This is a genomic window from Xanthobacter autotrophicus (assembly GCF_029991245.1).
GTDB lineage: Bacteria > Pseudomonadota > Alphaproteobacteria > Rhizobiales > Xanthobacteraceae > Xanthobacter > Xanthobacter autotrophicus_C.
In genome coordinates, this window is sequence record NZ_JAIVFO010000093.1 from 1 (window position 1) to 18,211 (window position 18,211).

General features: G+C 69.8%; 12 protein-coding genes. 10 read left to right on the forward strand and 2 right to left on the reverse strand.

All coding sequences use genetic code 11. The features are described from left to right. A partial coding sequence (locus K9U41_RS15310) for a substrate-binding domain-containing protein (RefSeq protein ID WP_282641715.1) occupies positions 1-619 on the forward strand: 619 nt, incomplete at its 5' end. On the opposite strand, the gene K9U41_RS15315 is transcribed toward K9U41_RS15310, so the two are convergent. Continuing rightward, complete coding sequence (locus K9U41_RS15315) at positions 606-1,511, reverse strand: LysR family transcriptional regulator (protein WP_282641717.1); 906 nt, start codon at positions 1,509-1,511, stop codon at positions 606-608. The genes K9U41_RS15310 and K9U41_RS15315 overlap by 14 nt on opposite strands. 102 nt (positions 1,512-1,613) lie before the next feature. Here K9U41_RS15315 and K9U41_RS15320 point away from each other — a divergent pair, with 102 nt between their 5' ends. Continuing rightward, positions 1,614-3,143, forward strand: a complete 1,530-nt coding sequence (locus K9U41_RS15320; protein ID WP_282641718.1) for a CoA-acylating methylmalonate-semialdehyde dehydrogenase — start codon at positions 1,614-1,616, stop codon at positions 3,141-3,143. A 45-nt stretch (positions 3,144-3,188) separates the two neighbouring features. On the opposite strand, the gene K9U41_RS15325 is transcribed toward K9U41_RS15320, so the two are convergent. Further along, a complete protein-coding gene (locus K9U41_RS15325) occupies positions 3,189-3,587 on the reverse strand; it encodes a VanZ family protein (RefSeq protein WP_282641719.1) in 399 nt (132 codons plus the stop codon). A 456-nt stretch (positions 3,588-4,043) separates the two neighbouring features. Between K9U41_RS15325 and K9U41_RS15330 the strand changes: the two genes are divergently transcribed. The 8 genes from K9U41_RS15330 (at position 4,044) to K9U41_RS15365 (ending at position 18,133) form a co-directional block, all read left to right on the forward strand. Continuing rightward, complete coding sequence (locus K9U41_RS15330; RefSeq protein ID WP_282641720.1) at positions 4,044-5,762, forward strand: SulP family inorganic anion transporter; 1,719 nt, start codon at positions 4,044-4,046, stop codon at positions 5,760-5,762. Between the two features lie 176 nt (positions 5,763-5,938). Further along, complete coding sequence (locus K9U41_RS15335; RefSeq protein ID WP_282641721.1) at positions 5,939-6,922, forward strand: phosphate acetyltransferase; 984 nt, start codon at positions 5,939-5,941, stop codon at positions 6,920-6,922. Between the two features lie 2 nt (positions 6,923-6,924). After that, entirely contained in the window at positions 6,925-8,136 is a 1,212-nt protein-coding gene (locus tag K9U41_RS15340) for an acetate/propionate family kinase (RefSeq protein ID WP_282641722.1), read from the forward strand. Positions 8,137-8,207: 71 nt separating this feature from the next. Next, entirely contained in the window at positions 8,208-10,478 is a 2,271-nt protein-coding gene (locus K9U41_RS15345) for a DUF3141 domain-containing protein (RefSeq protein WP_282641723.1), read from the forward strand. After that, entirely contained in the window at positions 10,475-11,296 is an 822-nt protein-coding gene (gene fabI / locus K9U41_RS15350) for an enoyl-ACP reductase FabI (RefSeq protein WP_432715807.1), read from the forward strand. The genes K9U41_RS15345 and fabI overlap by 4 nt, the downstream gene beginning before the upstream one ends. A gap of 128 nt (positions 11,297-11,424) precedes the next feature. Continuing rightward, complete coding sequence (locus K9U41_RS15355; RefSeq protein ID WP_138401061.1) at positions 11,425-11,613, forward strand: hypothetical protein; 189 nt, start codon at positions 11,425-11,427, stop codon at positions 11,611-11,613. A 181-nt stretch (positions 11,614-11,794) separates the two neighbouring features. After that, positions 11,795-12,400, forward strand: a complete 606-nt coding sequence (locus K9U41_RS15360) for a glycosyltransferase (protein ID WP_282641724.1) — start codon at positions 11,795-11,797, stop codon at positions 12,398-12,400. Between the two features lie 480 nt (positions 12,401-12,880). Continuing rightward, entirely contained in the window at positions 12,881-18,133 is a 5,253-nt protein-coding gene (locus K9U41_RS15365; RefSeq protein ID WP_282641725.1) for an alpha-2-macroglobulin family protein, read from the forward strand. Positions 18,134-18,211: the final 78 nt, after the last annotated feature.

Genomic DNA, 18,211 nt, shown 5'->3' on the forward strand with positions numbered 1-18,211 from the left:
GGTGCGTATCGGCGCGCCGGAGGGGCTGGGGGTGGGCTATCTGGCCGCTCGCCTCGCGGCACTGTCGGCGGAGAATCCGAAGCTGGAAACCGAATTGGTCGCCCTGCCGCGCGCCTATTCGCTGGCGAGCCGGGAGGTGGACATCGCCATCACTTTGGATCGGCCCATCGCCGGGCAGCTCAGCGTGAAGAAGCTTACCGACTACACCCTCGAACTCTATGGCACGCAAGCCTATTTCGATCGCCGGGGCCGGCCCGGCACGGCGGCGGAGCTTCAGGGCCATGTCTTCGCGGGCTATATTCCCGAGCTGCTGTTCACCCGCGCGCTGGATTTCTCCACCTTGGAGGCGGGGGTGGAGGTAACGCCCGTCATCCGCTCCACCAGCGTCATCGCGCAGGTGAATGCGGTGCTGAGCGGGGCAGCCCTGGGCGTGCTGCCGGCCTTCCTCGCCGCCGCCCATCCCGAGCTTCAGGTGCTGCTGAAGGGGGCCTTCCGCCTCACCCGCAGCTATTGGGTTTCGGTGCATGACGATCTCAAGCACCTCAACCGGGTGCGGGCGGTGCTGGAGGCCATCACCACCACCATCCGCGCCGACCGCGCCATCTTCATGGGACGATGAAGCGGGCGCGCTCCTCGCGGAAGCGCCGGGTGAGGACATCCCGCAGCACCGCGATGCGTCGCACCTGTGCCGTGTCCGGATGGGCAAGGAGGAAATAGGAGCGGCGGAACGCGATGCCGGGCAGGATCCGCACCAGCGCATCCGGGCCTTGCTGATCCAGATGCCGGCCGGCGGCGAAATCGTGCAGCACGCCGATGCCAGCCCCCGCCCGCACCGCCTCCATCTGGCCCATGACGCTGGCGCAGCGGAACCGGCTGCGCCCGTGCTTCTCCAGCACGCCCGAATAATCCAGCGCGGACGCATAGGCGAGGTCCTCCACCCCCGTCACCACCACATGGCCGGCGAGGTCTTCCACCGTGACAGGCGTCCCGTGGCGCTCCAGATAGGCGCGGGCGGCGTAGACGGACAGCGTGTAGTCGATGAGCCGGGACACCAGCAGCCGGCCTTCCGTGGGCCGATCGAGCACGATGGCCAGGTCCGCCTCCCGCCGCGACAGGGAGAAGGTGCGCGGCAGCGGTACCAGCTCCACCAAGAGGTCCGGATAAAGGGCGGCCAGCGCCCCCAGCTCCGCGGCGAGGAAGTAGTTGCCGAGTCCATCCGGCGCGCCGATGCGCACCGTGCCGGAGACATCCGCCGCCGCATCGCGAAAACCCTCGGCGATGCCCAGCATCTCCGCTTCCACCCGCTCGGCCGCCGGCAGCAGCCGCTCGCCGGCCTGCGTGGGCACGCAGCCGGCGGGGCGGCGGTCGAACAGGGGGGCGCCGAGGGCGTCCTCCAGCGCATCGAGCCGGCGGGCCACGGTGGCATGGTTCAGCCCCAGCCGCCGCGCCGCTGCCAGCAACTGTCCGTGCCGCGCCACGGCGAGGAAGACGCGCAGGTGGTCCCAATCCATGCTTTAAAATCCGCACAACAGATGCTCGAATGATAGCATTGATGAGCGTCTTTTGAAGTGGGAAGACGGGGCACCGTCCCGCCGCTTCAAGAGGCCCAGACCATGCCGCTCGCCGCCGCCCAGCCTGTTTCAGGTCCGCTCGCCATCCCGCATTTCATTGCCGGCCGGCAGGTGCCCGGCACCAGCGGCCGCACCGCCCCGGTGTTCAATCCGGCCACCGGCGTGCAGTCGGGCGAGGTGGCGCTCGCCTGCGAGGCGGACGTGCGCGCGGCGGTGGAGGCGGCCAATGCCGCCGCACCCGGCTGGGCGGCCACCACGCCCCTGCGCCGCGCCCGCATTCTGAATGCCTTCCTGCGCATCCTCGAAGAGCGCATCGACACGCTGGCGGAAGTCATCTCCGCCGAGCATGGCAAGGTGTTTTCCGACGCCAAGGGCGAGATCCAGCGCGGCATGGAGGTGGTGGAATTCGCCACCGGCGCGCCGCAGCTGCTGAAGGGCGAGATCACCGAGGACGTGGGCACCCGCGTGGACAGCCACGCGGTGCGCCAGCCGCTGGGGGTGGTGGCCGGCATCACGCCGTTCAACTTCCCGGCCATGGTGCCCATGTGGATGTTCCCGGTGGCGCTGGCCTGCGGCAACTGCTTCATCCTGAAGCCGTCGGAGCGCGATCCCTCCGCCTCCCTGCTGCTGGCCGAATGGCTGAAGGAAGCCGGCCTGCCGGACGGCGTCTTCACCGTGGTGCAGGGCGACAAGGTGGCGGTGGACGCGCTGCTGAACGATCCGGGCGTGGAGGCCATCAGCTTCGTCGGCTCCACCCCCATCGCCCGCTACATCTACGAGACGGCGGCGCGCACCGGGAAGCGCTGCCAGGCGCTGGGCGGCGCCAAGAACCACATGATCATCATGCCCGACGCGGACATGGACCAGGCCGTGGACGCGCTCATGGGCGCCGCCTACGGCTCGGCCGGCGAGCGCTGCATGGCGGTCTCGGTGGCGGTGCCGGTGGGCGAGGGCACCGCCGAGGCGCTGATGGAGAAGCTGGAGCCGCGGGTGCGCGCGCTCAAGGTGGGTCCCGGCACCGATCCTGAGGCGGAGATGGGTCCGCTGGTGACCAGGCAGCACCTCGACAAGGTGTCCGGCTATGTGGACAGCGGCGTCGCGGAAGGGGCCAAGCTGGTGGTGGACGGGCGCGGCCTCAGGCTCCAGGGCTATGAGGGCGGCTATTTCATTGGCGGCACCCTGTTCGACCACGTAACCGCCGACATGCGCATCTACAAGGAGGAGATCTTCGGACCCGTCCTCGCCGTGGTGCGCGCCGACAGCTACGCCACGGCGGCGCGCCTCATCAACACCCACGAGTTCGGCAACGGCACCGCCATCTTCACCCGCGACGGCGATGCGGCGCGGGAGTTCGCGCACCAGATCAAGGTGGGCATGGTGGGCATCAATGTGCCGATCCCGGTGCCCATGGCGTTCCACTTCTTCGGCGGCTGGAAGGCCTCCCTGTTCGGTGACCACCACATGCACGGGCCGGAGGGCGTCCGCTTCTATACGCGCCTGAAGACCATCACCACCCGCTGGCCCACCGGCATCCGCGCCGGCGCCGACTTCGTCATGCCCACCATGACGTGAGTGAAAGCGGAGGGGCCGCGCGGGGGCGGCCTCGCCGCTTCGTTGTCAGGTCTTGCGGCAGAGGCAGCGCATCAGGAGGGGGCGGACCACGGTGCGCACGGCGATGATCCCGACGACGGCGCCGAGGCTGCTCGCCATCCAGTTGTCCACGCCCGGCGAGCGACCCGGAATGACGGTCTGGGCGATCTCGAACAGCCCGGCGGCGAGGCAGAAGGGCAGGGCGAGGCGAAGGAGCGACACCGCCGGAAGGGCGAAGGCCGTCACCACGCCCGTGCCCAGATAGGCGACGAAATGCTCCAGGTTGCCGGAATAGCCGGTGTGCGGCCGTCCGCTGCCCGGCAGCAGGGACAGGACGACGATCACCAGCCACAGCACGGCGGCGAGCCCCTTCAGGAGATGGTCTTTGTGGCGCAGGAGGGTGCGCAGACCCGTGGCGGCAGTCATGGGGCATCCTTGGGCCGGATCCTCTCGGCTGGTCAACCTGAAGGGGGCGGGCTGGGATCTCGATCCGGGGCATCGGGTGGCGCCCGATCCCTTCGTGACCTGAGCATGAAGTGGCGCAAAGGCCCCTGCCGGCGAAGCGTATCGGCCGTCGCGACGGAAATCTGCGCCGTCCTCAGTTTGGGGGATGCGGCGGCTGCGGCGCTGGCGAAAGATGATCCCGCGCTGCACGAGACCTTCCGAGCGGCGTCGGCCGGGCCGCTTTCCCCGCACGCGGCCCGGCCGGGATTTTCCTCCAGGTTTGCCTTCTGCCCCGCGCACCGGCGCGGGGCGCTTCTTTGGCGTTGCGCCTTAGCCGGCTATGAGCCTCAGCCATCCTCGTCTAAAATCCGGGCATGCGTGTCCGCCGCAAGTCCCTGGGCGTCTGCACGGTGACGCGGCAAGGCGAGGAGCGGGAACGTGCGTGACGGCCTCAGGCACTGGGCCCCCGGGCTTGCCGCCCTCCTCGCCTATCGCCGGGGCGATCTCGGCCCCGATCTGCGGGCGGGGCTCGCGGTGGCGGCGGTGGCGATCCCGGTAGGCATTGCCTATGCCGAGCTTGCCGGCTTCCGTCCGGAGGTGGGGCTTTACTCCTGCGTCTTCCCCCTCGTCGCCTATGCCATCTTCGGCTCGTCGCGCCAGCTGGTGCTGGGGCCGGATGCGGCCACCTGCGCCGTCATCGCCGCCGCCGTGGCGCCGCTGGCCGCTGGCGACGGGGCGGCCTATGCCGCGCTGTCGGCCCAATTGGCGCTGCTCACCGGCATCATCTGCATCCTCGCGCGGTTCCTGCGCCTCGGCGTGCTGGCCGATTTCCTCTCCAAGCCCATCCTCGTCGGCTTCATGAACGGCATCGCCATCACCATCGTGCTGGGCCAGCTCGCCAAGATGACGGGGATCGAGGGGACGGGCGGTCATGTCCTGCATGCAACCTTCAACCTTGTCCTGCGTCTCGGCGAGACCCATCCACCGACCTTGCTCGTTGCGCTTGGCGCGTTCGGCCTCATGATCGCGAGCGGGCGGCTTCTCCCGGCCTTTCCGGCGGCGGTACTGGCCATGGCCGGCGCGGCGCTGGCGGTGTTCCTGCTCGGTCTCGACCTCTTTGGGGTGAAGACGCTGGGCGTGGTGCCGGCGGGGCTCCCGGGCGTCATGCTGGTGCACCTTGATCCGGAGGCGCTGGCCGCCCTGTTGCCGGCCGCCGGAGGCCTCGCCCTGGTGAGCTTCACCAGCATGATGCTCGCGTCCCGCTCCTTCGCCTCGAAGAACGGCTACGAGGTGGACCCGGACAAGGACTTCGCCGCCCTTGGCGCGGCCGATGTGGTTTCGGCCCTCACCCACGGCTTCGCCATCAGCGGCGCGGATTCCCGCACCGCCATGGCGGATGCGGCCGGCGGGCGCACCCATGCCGCCGCCCTGTTCGCCGCCCTGGCGGTGGCGCTGGTGCTCATGTTTCTCACCACGCCGCTGCGTTACGTGCCGGTGGCGGCCCTGGGCGCGGTGCTGGTGATGGCGGGCCTCTCGCTGGTGGACCTTGCCACCCTGCGCCTCATCGCCCGCGCCGACCGGGCGGAGGCGGCCATCTGCATTCTGGCCACGCTGGGCGTGGTGGTGCTGGGGGCGACCCAGGGCATCCTGGTCGCGGTGGTGCTGGCCCTGCTGCGGTTCCTGCGCATGAGCGCACGACCCCGGGTGGAAATCCTCGGCCGGGTGGCCGGCATGCCGGGCTTCCATGCCCTGTCGCGGCACCAAAGCGCCACCGCGCCCCACGGCCTCGTCATCTTCCGCTTCAACGGCCCGCTCGTGTTCTTCAATGCCGGCCATTTCCGCCACACGCTGCTGGCGGCCACCAGCGCGGAAGACGGGGCGCCGAAGGCGGTCATCCTCGATCTGCTGCCGGTGACGGAGGTGGATGTGACCGGCCTTTTCACCCTCAAGGAAATCGCCGAGGCCCTGCGCCGGCGCGGCATCGCGCTCGTCGGCGCCGGCCGGCAGACCGAGTGGAGCAACTGGATGGTCACCCACGGCTTCAACCCTGATGGCATCGTCATCCACCCCACCATGCGCAATGCGGTCGAGGCGCTGGCGGCGGTTGATACGGATGGGGCTCGTCCAGGCGAGGAGGGCGATACGAAAGCGTCATAAATCCAAGGATTGATTTGTGTCATAGAATGCGTGAGCCTTTGAAAGGCATTGTTTTGAACAAGATATTTGTTTGAGCCTACCGTGGTAGGCGCCTTTTTCTTGGCCTCAGGCGGGCAATGATCGCAGGGTCGTGGCGTTGAACCTCGCGAACCGGTAGGACAACAGGGAGAACCTTGATGCCGGCCTCCGTCGCCCTTGAGCCTTTATCGCCGCACGCCCAGTCTCCGCGCCACGAGAAGTACGATCGCCTCATCGCCGCCGCCCAGGCCCTGCCCACGCTGAGGGTCGCGGTGGCCCATCCGTGCGACGAGGCCGCCCTCGGCGCGGCGCTGGAGGCGGCCGAGCTTGGCCTTATCGAGCCCATCCTGGTCGGCCCGGCGGCGAAGATCGCGGCGGCCGCCGCCGCGGCCAGGCTGGATATTTCCGCCCTGCGGCAGGTCGGCGCTGCCCACAGCCACGAGGCCGCCGCCAAGGCGGTGGAACTGGTGCGCTGCGGAGAAGCCGACGCTTTGATGAAGGGCAGCCTGCACACGGACGAGCTGATGAGTGCCGTGGTCGCCCGAGACATCGGCCTGCGCACCGCGCGCCGCATCAGCCACTGCTTCCTCATGGACGTGCCGGGCCATCCGGACGCGCTGATTATCACCGACGCGGCCATCAACATCGCCCCGTCGCTGGAAGACAAGCGCCACATCGTCCAGAACGCCATCGATCTGGCCCATGCGCTGAAGTTCGAGGAGGCGCGCGTCGCCGTGCTCTCGGCCATGGAGACGGTGAACCCCGACGTGCCGTCCACCATCGAGGCGGCGGCCCTGTGCAAGATGGCGGATCGCGGCCAGATCACCGGCGGCATCGTGGACGGGCCGCTGGCCCTCGACAACGCCATCGACCTCGGCTCGGCGGCCATCAAGCACATCACCTCGCCGGTGGCGGGGCGGGCCAACATCCTGGTGGTGCCGGACCTTGAGGCCGGCAACATGCTGGCGAAAAGCCTGACCTTCCTCGCCGGTGCCGATGCCGCGGGGATCGTGCTCGGTGCCCGCGTGCCCATCATCCTGACCAGCCGGGCGGATTCCAAGTCCACGCGGCTGGCCTCCTGCGCGGTGGCGGCTCTGCTTGCCGCCGCCCAGCGCGCGGTGGCCAAGGCCGTGGAGGTCTGAACATGGCGAAGGTGCAGCTTGTCCTCAATGCCGGCTCCTCCAGCCTCAAGTTCCAGGTGTTCGTGGACGACGGCGCGGATGTGCCGAACCGCCTCTATCGTGGCCTGTTCGAGGGCCTCGGCACCGATCCGCGCTTCCGGGTGAAGGACCATGAGGGCGCGGTGGTGGGGGAGGAGCGCTGGCCCCACGCCGCCGCCTACGGGTTCGAGGAGGCGCTGGCCTACCTGTCCGACTGGCTTGCGGACCATCGCGGCGGCCACCAGCTCGCTGCCGTGGGCCATCGCGTGGTGCACGGCGGGCCGAACCATACCCATGCGGTGCGCCTGACGCCGGAGATCATCGCCGAGCTGGACAGGCTTTCCCCGCTCGCGCCGCTGCACCAGCCGCGCAGCCTGGAGCCGATCCGCATCATCGCCCGGCGGGTGCCGGGGCTGCCGCAGGTGGCGGCCTTCGACACCGCGTTCCATCGCACCCAGCCGGAGATCGCCCAGGCCTTCGCCATCCCGCAGTCCCTCACCGACGCGGGGGTGAAGCGCTACGGCTTCCACGGCCTGTCCTATGCCTATCTCGCCACCCAGTTCCCGCACGTGGACGAGCGCCTGGTGCATGGCAGGGTGGTGGCGGCGCACCTGGGCTCGGGCGCGAGCCTCGGCGCCCTAGCGGCCTCAAAGAGCATCGCCACCACCATGGGCTTTTCCGCCCTGGACGGGCTGGTGATGGGCACGCGCTGCGGCACCATCGATGCGGGGGTGGTGTTCTATCTCCAGCGCGAGCTGGGCATGACCGCGCCGGAGGCGGAGCATTTCCTCTATACCAAATGCGGCCTGCTCGGCGTTTCCGGCATCTCCAACGACATGCGGGAGCTGCGCGAGAAGGCGGAGGCGGAGCCGAGCGCGCAGCGGGCCATCGACCTGTTCGTCTATCGCATCAACCGGGAACTCGGCTCGCTGGTGGCGGCGCTGGGCGGCATCGATGCCCTCGTCTTCACCGCCGGCATCGGCGAGAACGACGCCGCCACCCGGGCCGAGGTGATCGGGGCCGCCCGCTGGGCCGGCTTCGAGCTGGACCCGGAAGCCAACCGCTCCGGTGCGACCCGCATCACCAGGGGCAGCGGCCCGCAGGCCTATGTGATCCCCACCGACGAGGAATGGACCATCGTGCGCGAGATGCGCGCGGTGCTGGCGGAGAGCCGGCTGGACATCGGCCAGATCTGAGCGGCTTAAGCCCACGGCCTGAGGCCGTTTCGCGGTTCAATGAAACCCGGCGACTCTCAAAGGAGACGCACATGAACCCGTTGGACATGATGAAGGTGTACGGCCGGGTGGCGGAAATCTACCGCCTGCGCCTCGGCGAGGCGGTGTCGGCCTATGGCGAGGCCATGCGTGGCGCGGCGAGCGCGTTCGCGTCCACCGGCCGCCCGCAGGATCCGGCGAGCGCCTGGCGCGACACCGTCTCCTACACGTTCGACGCGGCCCAGCGGTCCCTCATCTTCTGGGACACCATGCGCCAGCGCGGCAACAACTGGATCGCCCACGAGAAGGCCGGCAAGCCGCCGCTGCTCGCCTTCGACTATGAAACGATTGCGGATGCGCGGACCTTCGCGCGCCCCGCCAACTACGCCCTGGTGCGCATCCTGCCGCCCGAGGGGGTGACGCTCGATCCCGACAAGCGGCCGTTCCTGATCATCGATCCGCGCGCCGGCCACGGGCCGGGCATCGGCGGCTTCAAGGCGGATTCGGAAGTGGGCTTCGCGCTGAAGGCCGGGCATGCGGTCTACGTGGTCATCTTCTTCCCCGAGCCGGTGCCGGGGCAGACGCTGGCGGACGTGTCGCTGGCGGAGGCCGAGTTCGTGCGCATCGTGCGCGAGCGCCATCCCACCCGCGGCAAGCCGGTGGTGGTGGGCAACTGCCAGGGCGGCTGGGCCGCCATGCTGGTGGCCTCGCTTGATCCGGACAATGTGGGGCCGATCGTGGTCAATGGCGCGCCCATGTCCTACTGGGCCGGCAACGATGCCGAAAACCCCATGCGCTACGCCGGCGGCGTGCTCGGCGGCGCGTGGACGGCCTCGCTCGCCGCGGACCTCGGCGGCGGGGTCTTCGACGGGGCCTATCTGGTGGACAATTTCGAGTATCTGAACCCGGCCAACACCTATTTCACCAAGTATTACACCCTCTATTCCCACATTGATACGGAGCCGCCGCGCTACCTGGAGTTCGAGCGCTGGCATGGCGGCTACTTCCTGATGAACCGGGACGAGATCAAGTGGATCGTCGAGAACCTGTTCGTCGGCAACAGGCTCGCCACCGGCAAGGCGGAATGGGCACCGGGCAAGAGCTTCGACCTGAAGGCGGTGCGCTCGCCCATCATCGTCTTCGCCTCGCTGGGCGACAACATCACCCCGCCGCAGCAGGCCATCAACTGGGTGGCCGACCTCTATCCCACCACGCAGGCCCTGAAGGACGCGGGGCAGGTGATCGTCGGCCTGATGCACCAGAGCGTCGGCCATCTCGGCATCTTCGTCTCCGGCGCGGTGGCGCGGCGCGAGCATGCGCAGATCGTGGACCTCATCGAATATGTGGAGGCGCTGCCGCCCGGCTTCTATGGCATGACCATCGAGGAGGATCATTCCGGCGCCGAGGTGAAATACGACGTGACGCTCACCGAGCGCCGGGTGGAAGACCTTGCCGTGCTGCAGAAATACAGCCGCAAGGACGAGATCCCGTTCGAGGCGGTGGCCAATGTTTCCGAGGTCAATGTGCGGGCCTATGAGACCTTCGTTCATCCCGTCCTCTCGGCGGTGGTGACGCCGGAGATGGGCCGGGCGCTGCGGGCCATCCACCCGCTGCGCGTGGCGCACTGGGGGCTCTCCGACCTTAACCCGTTCCTCGCCGCTCTGGCGCCGGCCGCCGAATTTGCCCGCGGCCAGCGCACCCCGCGCAACGAGGATGGCCCGCACGTGGCCGCCGAGCGCTTCATGGCCACCGCCATTACCGCCGGCTTCGACCTCTACCGGCAATTGCGCGACGCCACGGTGGAGACGGAATTCTTCCGCCTCTACGGCACCCTCGCCATGCTGGACCCCGACCTCACCGCGCCGGCGACCACCGCCATCGTGGCGCAATCTCCGGTGGAGGTGGCGTCGGCGCTGGCCGCCATGCGCGAGGGCGGCTTCACCGATGCGGCCGTGCGTGTGGCGCTGCTCGCCCAGAAGCGCGGCGGCGGACGCCACCGTCTTTCCACCCTGAAGCAGATCCGCGAACTGGTGGGGCAGGAGGTGGGTCTTCTGGCGCTGCCGGCCGATGACGCGCAGGGGGTGATCCGGCGGCAGTCCATCATCGTCGAGCATGCGCCCGACGAGGCCCTCGCCACCCTGCCGGCGCTGCTGCCGACGCCGGAGGCGCGCGCCCACCTGCTGACCCTGCTGGACCGGCTGCTCGCGAACATCGCCTTCGGGCCGCAGGTGACCGACTTTGTCGCCGACGTGAAGCGCATCCTGGCCGAGGGCGGTGCAGCCCGGGTCATTCCTTTTCCTTCCTATGCAGGGCAGGCCGTATGAGCGCGCAGGATACGACGACGGGTTCCCTGTCTCAGCCGGACTGGGACCTGCTCGGCGCAGCGTTGAAGGGTCGCAAGGCGCTGGTGCTCGGCATCGCCAATGAGCATTCCATCGCCTATGGCTGCGCCCGGGTGTTCCGCCGGCTCGGTGCCGATCTGGCGATCACCTACCTCAACGAAAAGGCGCGGCCCCATGTGGAGCCGCTGGCGCAGGAACTGGGCGCCAGCATCTTCGCCCCCTGCGACGTGAGCCGGGAGGGCGAGCTGGAAGCCGTCTTCGCCCGCATCGGTCAGGAGTGGGGCAGCCTCGACATCGCCCTGCATTCCATCGCCTTCGCCCCCAAGGACGATCTTCAGGGCCGGCTGGTGGATTCCTCGGCGGAGGGATTCAAGGTGGCCATGGACATTTCCTGCCACTCCTTCATCCGCATGGCGAAGCTCGCCGAGCCGCTGATGACCGGTGGCGGCACGCTCATGGCCATGAGCTATCACGGCGCCGAAAAGGTGGTGCCCAACTACAATCTCATGGGTCCGGTGAAGGCGGCGCTGGAGAGCACGGTGCGCTATCTCGCCTACGAGCTGGGTCCAAAGGACATCCGCGTCCATGCCGTCTCGCCCGGCCCGCTCAAGACCCGCGCCGCCTCGGGCCTGAAGGATTTCGACGTGCTCCTGTCGGAGGCGACCCAGCGCGCGCCCATCGGCGAACTGGTGGACATCGACGACGTGGGCCTCACCACGGCCTTCCTCGCCACCTCCTTCGCGCGGCGGCTGACGGGCATGACCGTCTATGTGGACGGCGGCCTCTCCATCATGGCCTGACGCAACCGGGCCGGCGCGCATCCCCGTCCAGGCGGGCCTGCTGCACTGCGGCAGGCCGTCTTGATCGCGATCCTCAAGGCGATCATACTGGCCATGTTGTTTCGGCCATTTGCGTTGAGGTTTTTGCCATGCCTTTGAAGGAAGAGGATATTCAGCCCGGAAAGTGCTACAAGACCAAGGGCATCGAGAACTACAAGGTGATCGCCATGACCCGCGGCATCGTCACCTACCAGACCTGGACCTCGCCCCTGCGCATCAATGTGGGCGTCAAGCAGTTTGCCGACGCGGTCTACAAGGTTGTGCCCTGCCCGAAATAGCGGGGGCGTAACCGTCCGGCGGGCCGCGCCCCCTGCTTTGCTGCGGGCTTAAAGTTCCGCGCGCGCCTTCAGGCCGCTTCGCATCGATCCGCAGCCCGGCAAGCCGCAACAGACAGCAGTTTTTGTGCGTTGCGGCATCGACGGCGCGCGGAAGCGGCGGTATAGCTGGCGGGAACGCTCAATGAGAACGTTTCCCGTGCTGTCCGTCGTCATTGCAACGCACAATTCCGAACGCCAACTCGTGCCGGTCCTGTCGGCGCTCGTTCCGGGCGTGACCGCGGGCGTGCTGCGTGACGTGACCCTGGTGGATTCCGGCTCCACGGACGGCACCCTCACCATCGCCGATGCCGCCGGCTGCGCCTTCCTCACGGGTGTGGACGACGTGGGCGTGCGGCTGCGCCAGGGGGCCGCGCAGTCGCGCGGGCGCTGGGTGCTGTTCCTGTCGGACTGCTCCATCCTGGAGGAGGGCTGGTCGCGGGAGGTGATGGCCTTCATCGAAACCTGCGAGCGGCGCGGCCAGGCCGAGCGCATCGCGGCCACCTTCCGCCTCGCCGTGGACGGCTACGGCATCGGCCCGCGCTTCGGCGAAGCGCTCGCGGTGGCGCGGCTGGCCCTGTTCGGCCTGCCGGCGCCCGGCCAGGGGCTTCTCATCTCCCGCGCATACTACGAGCGGCTCGGCGGCCATCCGTCCGGCGCCAGGGCGGAACGGCGGCTGGTGGCGCGGATCGGCCGGCGCCGCATTCATCTCCTGCGCCCGCATGTGCTGATGCCGGCGCGGGACGCCTGACCGCCGAAGGTCTGCCGTTCGGGAAATAACCCGCCGTTCTCCAAACACCCCCTTGGCGAGCTGCCCCGGTTGCGCATAGATGACGGTGCGGGGTCGGGCCGGCTTCTCTTGGGGGAGCGGGCACCGGTCGGTCATTTCTCGTAAGGGGGCCGGTCGAACGATCAGCGGGCTTTGGAGCGCGATCCGTTCAGGTTTCAGTGGCCTGCACGGTGGAGCGGTCTCCGACTTCAGGACAGGGAACGGTTTGCCGGTCCGATTGCGATGCAATCTGATCGGAACGTGCTCCGGGACAGATCGGGCATGGCGCCTGATCGATGCCCCGTCCGAGGCCCGCGGCGCACGCCTCGCCTCCCGTAACGGTGCCGCGCACCGAGGGAGCGGTCCATGGACCTTCGCCGTCTTTTTCTTCGCCGCGATTCTTTGCACCGTGAGTCTTTGCGCCGTGAGTCCCTGGGTCATCGCCTCCTGACGCTCGGCCGCATGGCCTGCCTTGCCGTCGCGGTTGCCAGCCCGGCGACGCTGGCCTTCGGGCAGGTGCCGCGCCCGCCGGCAACGGTGCCGGGTGGCGCGCCTTCGGCCCAGCCGCAGCCGCCCGTGCCGCCCCGGCCCGCCAGCCTCAAGACCTTCCAGCGCTCCGACCTCGTGAGCGCCGCCCGCCGGTATGAGCGTGTGCTGCGCCGCGAGGGCACCGCGCCCACCCAGCCCCTCGACAAGGTGCGCCGCGACGCCGCCCAGGCCTTCCAGCGCAATGATGCGCGCGCCGCCGCCGAGCTTTATGCGAGCCTCGCCATCGCCCAGGCGCAGGATTCCGGGGTGTGGCTGCGCCTTGCCCGCTCGCTCGCCGCCATCAAGCCCAATGACGACGAGGACGCCTCCGCCTTCATCGACAATGCCATGGGCGCCGCCTTCATCGCCTATCGCCGGGCGCAGACCCGGGCGGAAGAGGGCGAGGCGCTGTCCTTCATCGGCCACGTCTATGCCGACCGGCGCCTGTGGAACGCCGCCATCGACACCATGAAGTTGGCCATCGACCTGCGCGACAACGCCGCCGACCGTACCTTCCTCGACAAGCTGAAGGAGGAGCACGGCTTCCGGCTGGTGGACTATTCCGTGGAATCGGACGCCGCCGCCCCGCGCGCCTGCGTGCAATTCTCCGAGGATCTGGCCGCCGGCACCGATTTCGCCGCCTTCGTGCAGGTGGGCGGGATCGACAAGCCGGCCATCACCGGCGAGGCGCGGCAGATCTGCGTGGAGGGCCTCAAGCATGGCGAGCGCTACACGCTGGCGGTGCGGCCCGGCATTCCCGCCGTCACCGGCGAGCGCCTGCGCAAGTCCACCGAACTCACCATCTACGTGCGCGACCGTTCGCCCACCGTGCGCTTCACCGGCCGCAACTACGTGCTGCCGCGCACCGGACAGAAGGGCATTCCGCTGGTTTCGGTGAACACCAGCGCGGTGAAGGTCGACATCCTGCGCATCGGCGACCGGGGCCTGGTGCCCACCGCCATCCAGGGCGAGTTCCGGCAGGGCATCGAGGCCTATGCCCGCGAGCGGCTGGCCGATGGCTCCGCCATCGCCGTCTATTCCGGCGTACTGGAGGTGGACAATCCGCTGAACGCGGACGTCAACACCGCCGTGCCGGTCACCGAGGCGGTGGGGCGGCTGGAGCCCGGCGTCTATGTGATGACCGCCGAGCCGGAGAAGACCGCGGGCGACGACGATTATTCCACCAAGGCGACCCAGTGGTTCATCGTCTCGGACCTCGGCCTCACCGCCTTGTCGGGGCCCGATGGCGTGCATGTGCTGCTGCGCTCGCTGGGCAGCGCCGAGCCGGTGGCGGGGGCGGAGGTGCGCCTCATTGCCCGCTCCAACGAGGTGCTGGCCACGACGAAGAGCGACACCAACGGCTATGTGCGCTTCGATGCCGGCCTCTCCCGCGGCCCCGCGGGCCTGGGTCCGGAGGTGGTGACGGCGCGCACGGACGGCGGCGACTATGCCTTCCTGTCGCTCAAGGAAACCGCCTTCGACCTCACCGACCGGGGCGTGTCCGGCCGCGACGCGCCGGGGGGGCTGGACGCCTTTCTCGCCACCGAGCGCGGGGTCTACCGCTCCGGCGAGACCGTTCACCTCACCGTCCTGCTGCGCGACGCGCAGGGCAATGCGGCGCCCGGCGTGCCCCTGACCCTCCAGCTGTTCCGGCCCGACGGTGTCGCCGATCGCCGCCTCGTGGTGGCGGACCAGGGCGCGGGCGGGCGGACGGCGGACTTCGCCTTGCTCAAGGGGGCCATGACCGGCACCTGGCGGGCCAAGGCGCTGACCGATCCCAAGGCGCCGGCCGTGGGCGAAGTGACCTTCCTGGTGGAAGACTATGTGCCCGACCGGGTGGAGTTCGACCTCTCCGCCCGCGAGACGCGCCTGCCGCGCAACCGGCCGGCCGAGGTGCTGGTGGACGGGCGCTTCCTGTTCGGCGCCCCCGCCGCCGGCCTCGACGTGGAGGCGGAAAGCGAACTGCGCGCCGCCTCTGAGCGGCCCGGCTTTGCCGGCTACCGTTTCGGCAATGGGGATGACCAGGTGCTGGCCGAGCGCCAGCCTCTGGCGGATGCGCCCCAGACCGACGCGCGCGGCCGCGCCAGCCTGCGCCTTGTGGCCTCCGAGCTGCCGCGCACCGCCCGGCCGCTGGAGATGGAAGCCTTCGTGCGCCTCGTGGAGGCGGGCGGGCGCGCGGTCCAGCGCACCATTGTGCTGCCGGTGGCGCCGGCGGGCAGCCAGATCGGCGTGAAGCCGCTGTTTGCCGACCGGGTGCGGGAAGGGGAGGTGGCCAATTTCTACGTGGTGGTCGCCGGCATCGACGACAAGCTCCTCGCCGCGCCCGGCCTCTCCTGGAAACTGTCGCGCATCGAGACGCGCTACCAGTGGTATCGGGTCAGCGGCTCGTGGGACTATGAGCCGGTGAAGACCGTGACCCGCGTGGCCGAAGGCCGGCTCGACACCAAGGCGGATGGTGCCGCGCGGCTCTCCATGCCCACGCAATACGGCCGCTACCGCCTCGACATCGTGGGCGACGGCCTGCCGCTCACCAGCCTGCCGTTCGAGGCGGGATTTGCCGGCGAGGGCAGCGCCGACACGCCCGACCGGCTGGAGCTGACGCTGGATCGCTCCGCCTATGCCACCGGCGACACGCTGGATGCCACGCTCACCGCCCGCGCCGCCGGCACCGCCAGCGTGCTGGTGCTGAACGAGGGCCTCCTGGAGCAGAAGTTCCTCACCGTTTCGCCCGGCGCCAACAAGGTGAGCTTCAAGGTGGGCGCGGGCTGGGGGCCGGGGGCCTATGTGGTGGCCTTCATGCATCGGCCGCTGGACGTGGGGGCGAGCCGCATGCCCGGCCGCGCCATCGGCCTCTCATGGTTCTCCGTGAACAAGGACGCCCGCACCCTGAAGGTGGAGCTGACGCCGCCCGCGCAGATCCGCCCCAACACCACCCTTTCCGTGCCCGTGCGCGTCGCCGGCCTCGCGGCGGGTGAGAAGGCTTATGTGACGGTGGCGGCGGTGGATGTGGGCATCCTCAACCTCACCGGCTACAAGCCGCCGGCCCCCGATGCGGTGGTGTTCGGCCAGCGCCGGCTGGCCTCCGACATCCGCGACTTCTACGGCGCGCTCATCGACGGCATGCAGGGCGCGGCCGGCCGCCTGCGCTCCGGCGGTGACGGCGGCGAGACGGCCATGCTCGCGAGCCCGCCGAACGGGCCGCCGCTGGCGCTGTTCTCCGGCCTGGTGGAGGTGGGGGCGGACGGCACCGCCACCGTCGCCTTCCCCATCCCCGCCTTCGACGGCACCGCGCGGGTGATGGCCATCGCCTGGAGCGCCGGCAAGCTCGGCCACGCATCAGCCGACGTGGTGGTGCGCGACAAGGTGGTGATGCTCGCCACCCTGCCGCGCTTCCTCGCCTCCGGCGACCGCTCCAGCCTCAACCTCGACCTCACCAATGTGGAGGCGCCGGACGGCGAATATCGCCTTGATGTCGCCGCCACCGGCGCCGCGACCGTCACCCAGCCGGCAGGCCCGGTGACGCTGGCGGCGAAGCAGCGCCAGTCCCTGCGGCTCGCGCTGGAGGGCAAGGCGGTGGGTCCCGCCACCGTCACCGCGCGGCTGAGCGGGCAGGGGCTCGACATCACCCGCAGCTTCGAGATGAACGTGCGCCCGGCCTATCCGGATATCGAGCGGCGCACCGTGCGCACGCTCGCGCCGGGGGAGAGCATCACCCTGTCGCGCGACCTCCTCGCCGATCTCCTGCCGGGAACGGGCAGCGTGGCGGTGAGCGCCATGCCCTCCAGCACCATTGACGTGCCGGCCCTGCTGGCCGCCCTCGACCGCTACCCCTATGGCTGCACCGAGCAGATCACCAGCCGGGCGCTGCCGCTTTTGTCGTACAACGAGCTGAGCGTTCTGGCGGGCCGCGCCACCGATCCGGAGGCGGACCAGCGCATCCGCGACGCCATCGTGCGGATCATGGCCCGGCAGGGCTCGGACGGCTCCTTCGGCCTGTGGTCGGCCGGAGGCTCCGACACCTGGCTTGATGCCTATGTGGTGGATTTCCTCAGCCGCGCCAAGGAGAAGGGCTTCGCCGTGCCGGAGGTGGCCTTCTCGCTGGCCCTCGACCGGCTGCGCAACGTGGTCAACCTCGCCGGCGCCGACATGCGGGCGGAGACGGAGAACCTGGCCTATGCGCTCTATGTGCTGGCCCGCAACGGCCGCGCGCCGCTGGGCGACCTGCGCTATCTCGCCGACACCCGCCTGAAGGACCTCGGCACGCCCCTCGCCAAGGGACAGGTGGGCGCGGCGCTGGCGCTGCTCGGCGATCGCACCCGGGCGGAACGGGCCTTCAACGTGGCCATAGACGGCCTGCCGGCCAACCCCGGCGCGCCGGTGGCGGGCCGGGCCGATTTCGGCTCGGTGCTGCGCGATGCGGCGGCCCTCACGGTGCTTGCCCGCGAGGCGGGGCTGGAGAAGCTGGCCGACGTGGCGCTCGCCCGGGTGGATGCCGCGCGGGTGCGCACCGAGCGCACCTCCACGCAGGAAAATGCCTGGCTGCTGCTCGCCGCCCGCACGCTGGCGGCCAGCGCCGCCAACATGGGGCTTGAGGTGGATGGCGGCCTGGTGCGCGGCCCGTTCGGCCGCAAGCTCTCGCGTGCCGATCTTGAGCGCGGGCCGCTCACCCTGCGCAATGCGGGCGCCGAGGCGGTGAAGGTGGTGATCGGCATCAATGGCGCCCCCGTGGCGCCGGAGCCGCCGGTGGCGAAGGGCTTCACCCTGGAGCGACGCTACTTCACCCTCGACGGCAAGGCTGCCGATCCCTCCAGGGCGGTGCAGAACCAGCGTTTCGCGGTGGTGCTCTCGTTCACCGAGACCCAGAGCGCGCTGGCCGACGTGCTGCTGGTGGATTACCTGCCCGCCGGCTTCGAGATCGAGAATCCCAGCCTCATCCAGGGCGGCGATGGCGGCTTCACCTGGCTGGACGAGACCAGCGAGGCCGGCCACGTGGAGTTCCGGGACGACCGCTTCGTCGCCTCGGTGACCCGGCAGGAGGGCGATGGCGCCTTCATCGTCGCCTATACGGTGCGGGCGGTCTCGCCCGGGCGCTATGCCCATCCCCCTGCCATGGTGGAGGACATGTATCGCCCCGACCGCTTCGCCCGCACCGCCGCCGGCACGCTGGAGGTGGCGCCCGCCCGATGACCGAGACCGGACCATCCGGGCCATCGCCCGCCGTCCCCGCCCGCCGCCGCCTGTGGCGGGCGGCGGCCGGCCTCGCGC

What these genes read in the sequence shown, in the direction of transcription:
- K9U41_RS15315 (WP_282641717.1), bottom strand. Translation starts at nt 1,511, where the DNA reads ATGGATTGGGACCACCTGCGCGTCTTCCTCGCCGTGGCGCGGCACGGA.
- K9U41_RS15320 (WP_282641718.1), top strand. Translation starts at nt 1,614, where the DNA reads ATGCCGCTCGCCGCCGCCCAGCCTGTTTCAGGTCCGCTCGCCATCCCG.
- K9U41_RS15325 (WP_282641719.1), bottom strand. Translation starts at nt 3,587, where the DNA reads ATGACTGCCGCCACGGGTCTGCGCACCCTCCTGCGCCACAAAGACCAT.
- K9U41_RS15335 (WP_282641721.1), top strand. Translation starts at nt 5,939, where the DNA reads ATGCCGGCCTCCGTCGCCCTTGAGCCTTTATCGCCGCACGCCCAGTCT.
- K9U41_RS15340 (WP_282641722.1), top strand. Translation starts at nt 6,925, where the DNA reads ATGGCGAAGGTGCAGCTTGTCCTCAATGCCGGCTCCTCCAGCCTCAAG.
- K9U41_RS15345 (WP_282641723.1), top strand. Translation starts at nt 8,208, where the DNA reads ATGAACCCGTTGGACATGATGAAGGTGTACGGCCGGGTGGCGGAAATC.
- fabI (WP_432715807.1), top strand. Translation starts at nt 10,475, where the DNA reads ATGAGCGCGCAGGATACGACGACGGGTTCCCTGTCTCAGCCGGACTGG.
- K9U41_RS15355 (WP_138401061.1), top strand. Translation starts at nt 11,425, where the DNA reads ATGCCTTTGAAGGAAGAGGATATTCAGCCCGGAAAGTGCTACAAGACC.
- K9U41_RS15360 (WP_282641724.1), top strand. Translation starts at nt 11,795, where the DNA reads ATGAGAACGTTTCCCGTGCTGTCCGTCGTCATTGCAACGCACAATTCC.
- K9U41_RS15365 (WP_282641725.1), top strand. Translation starts at nt 12,881, where the DNA reads ATGGCCTGCCTTGCCGTCGCGGTTGCCAGCCCGGCGACGCTGGCCTTC.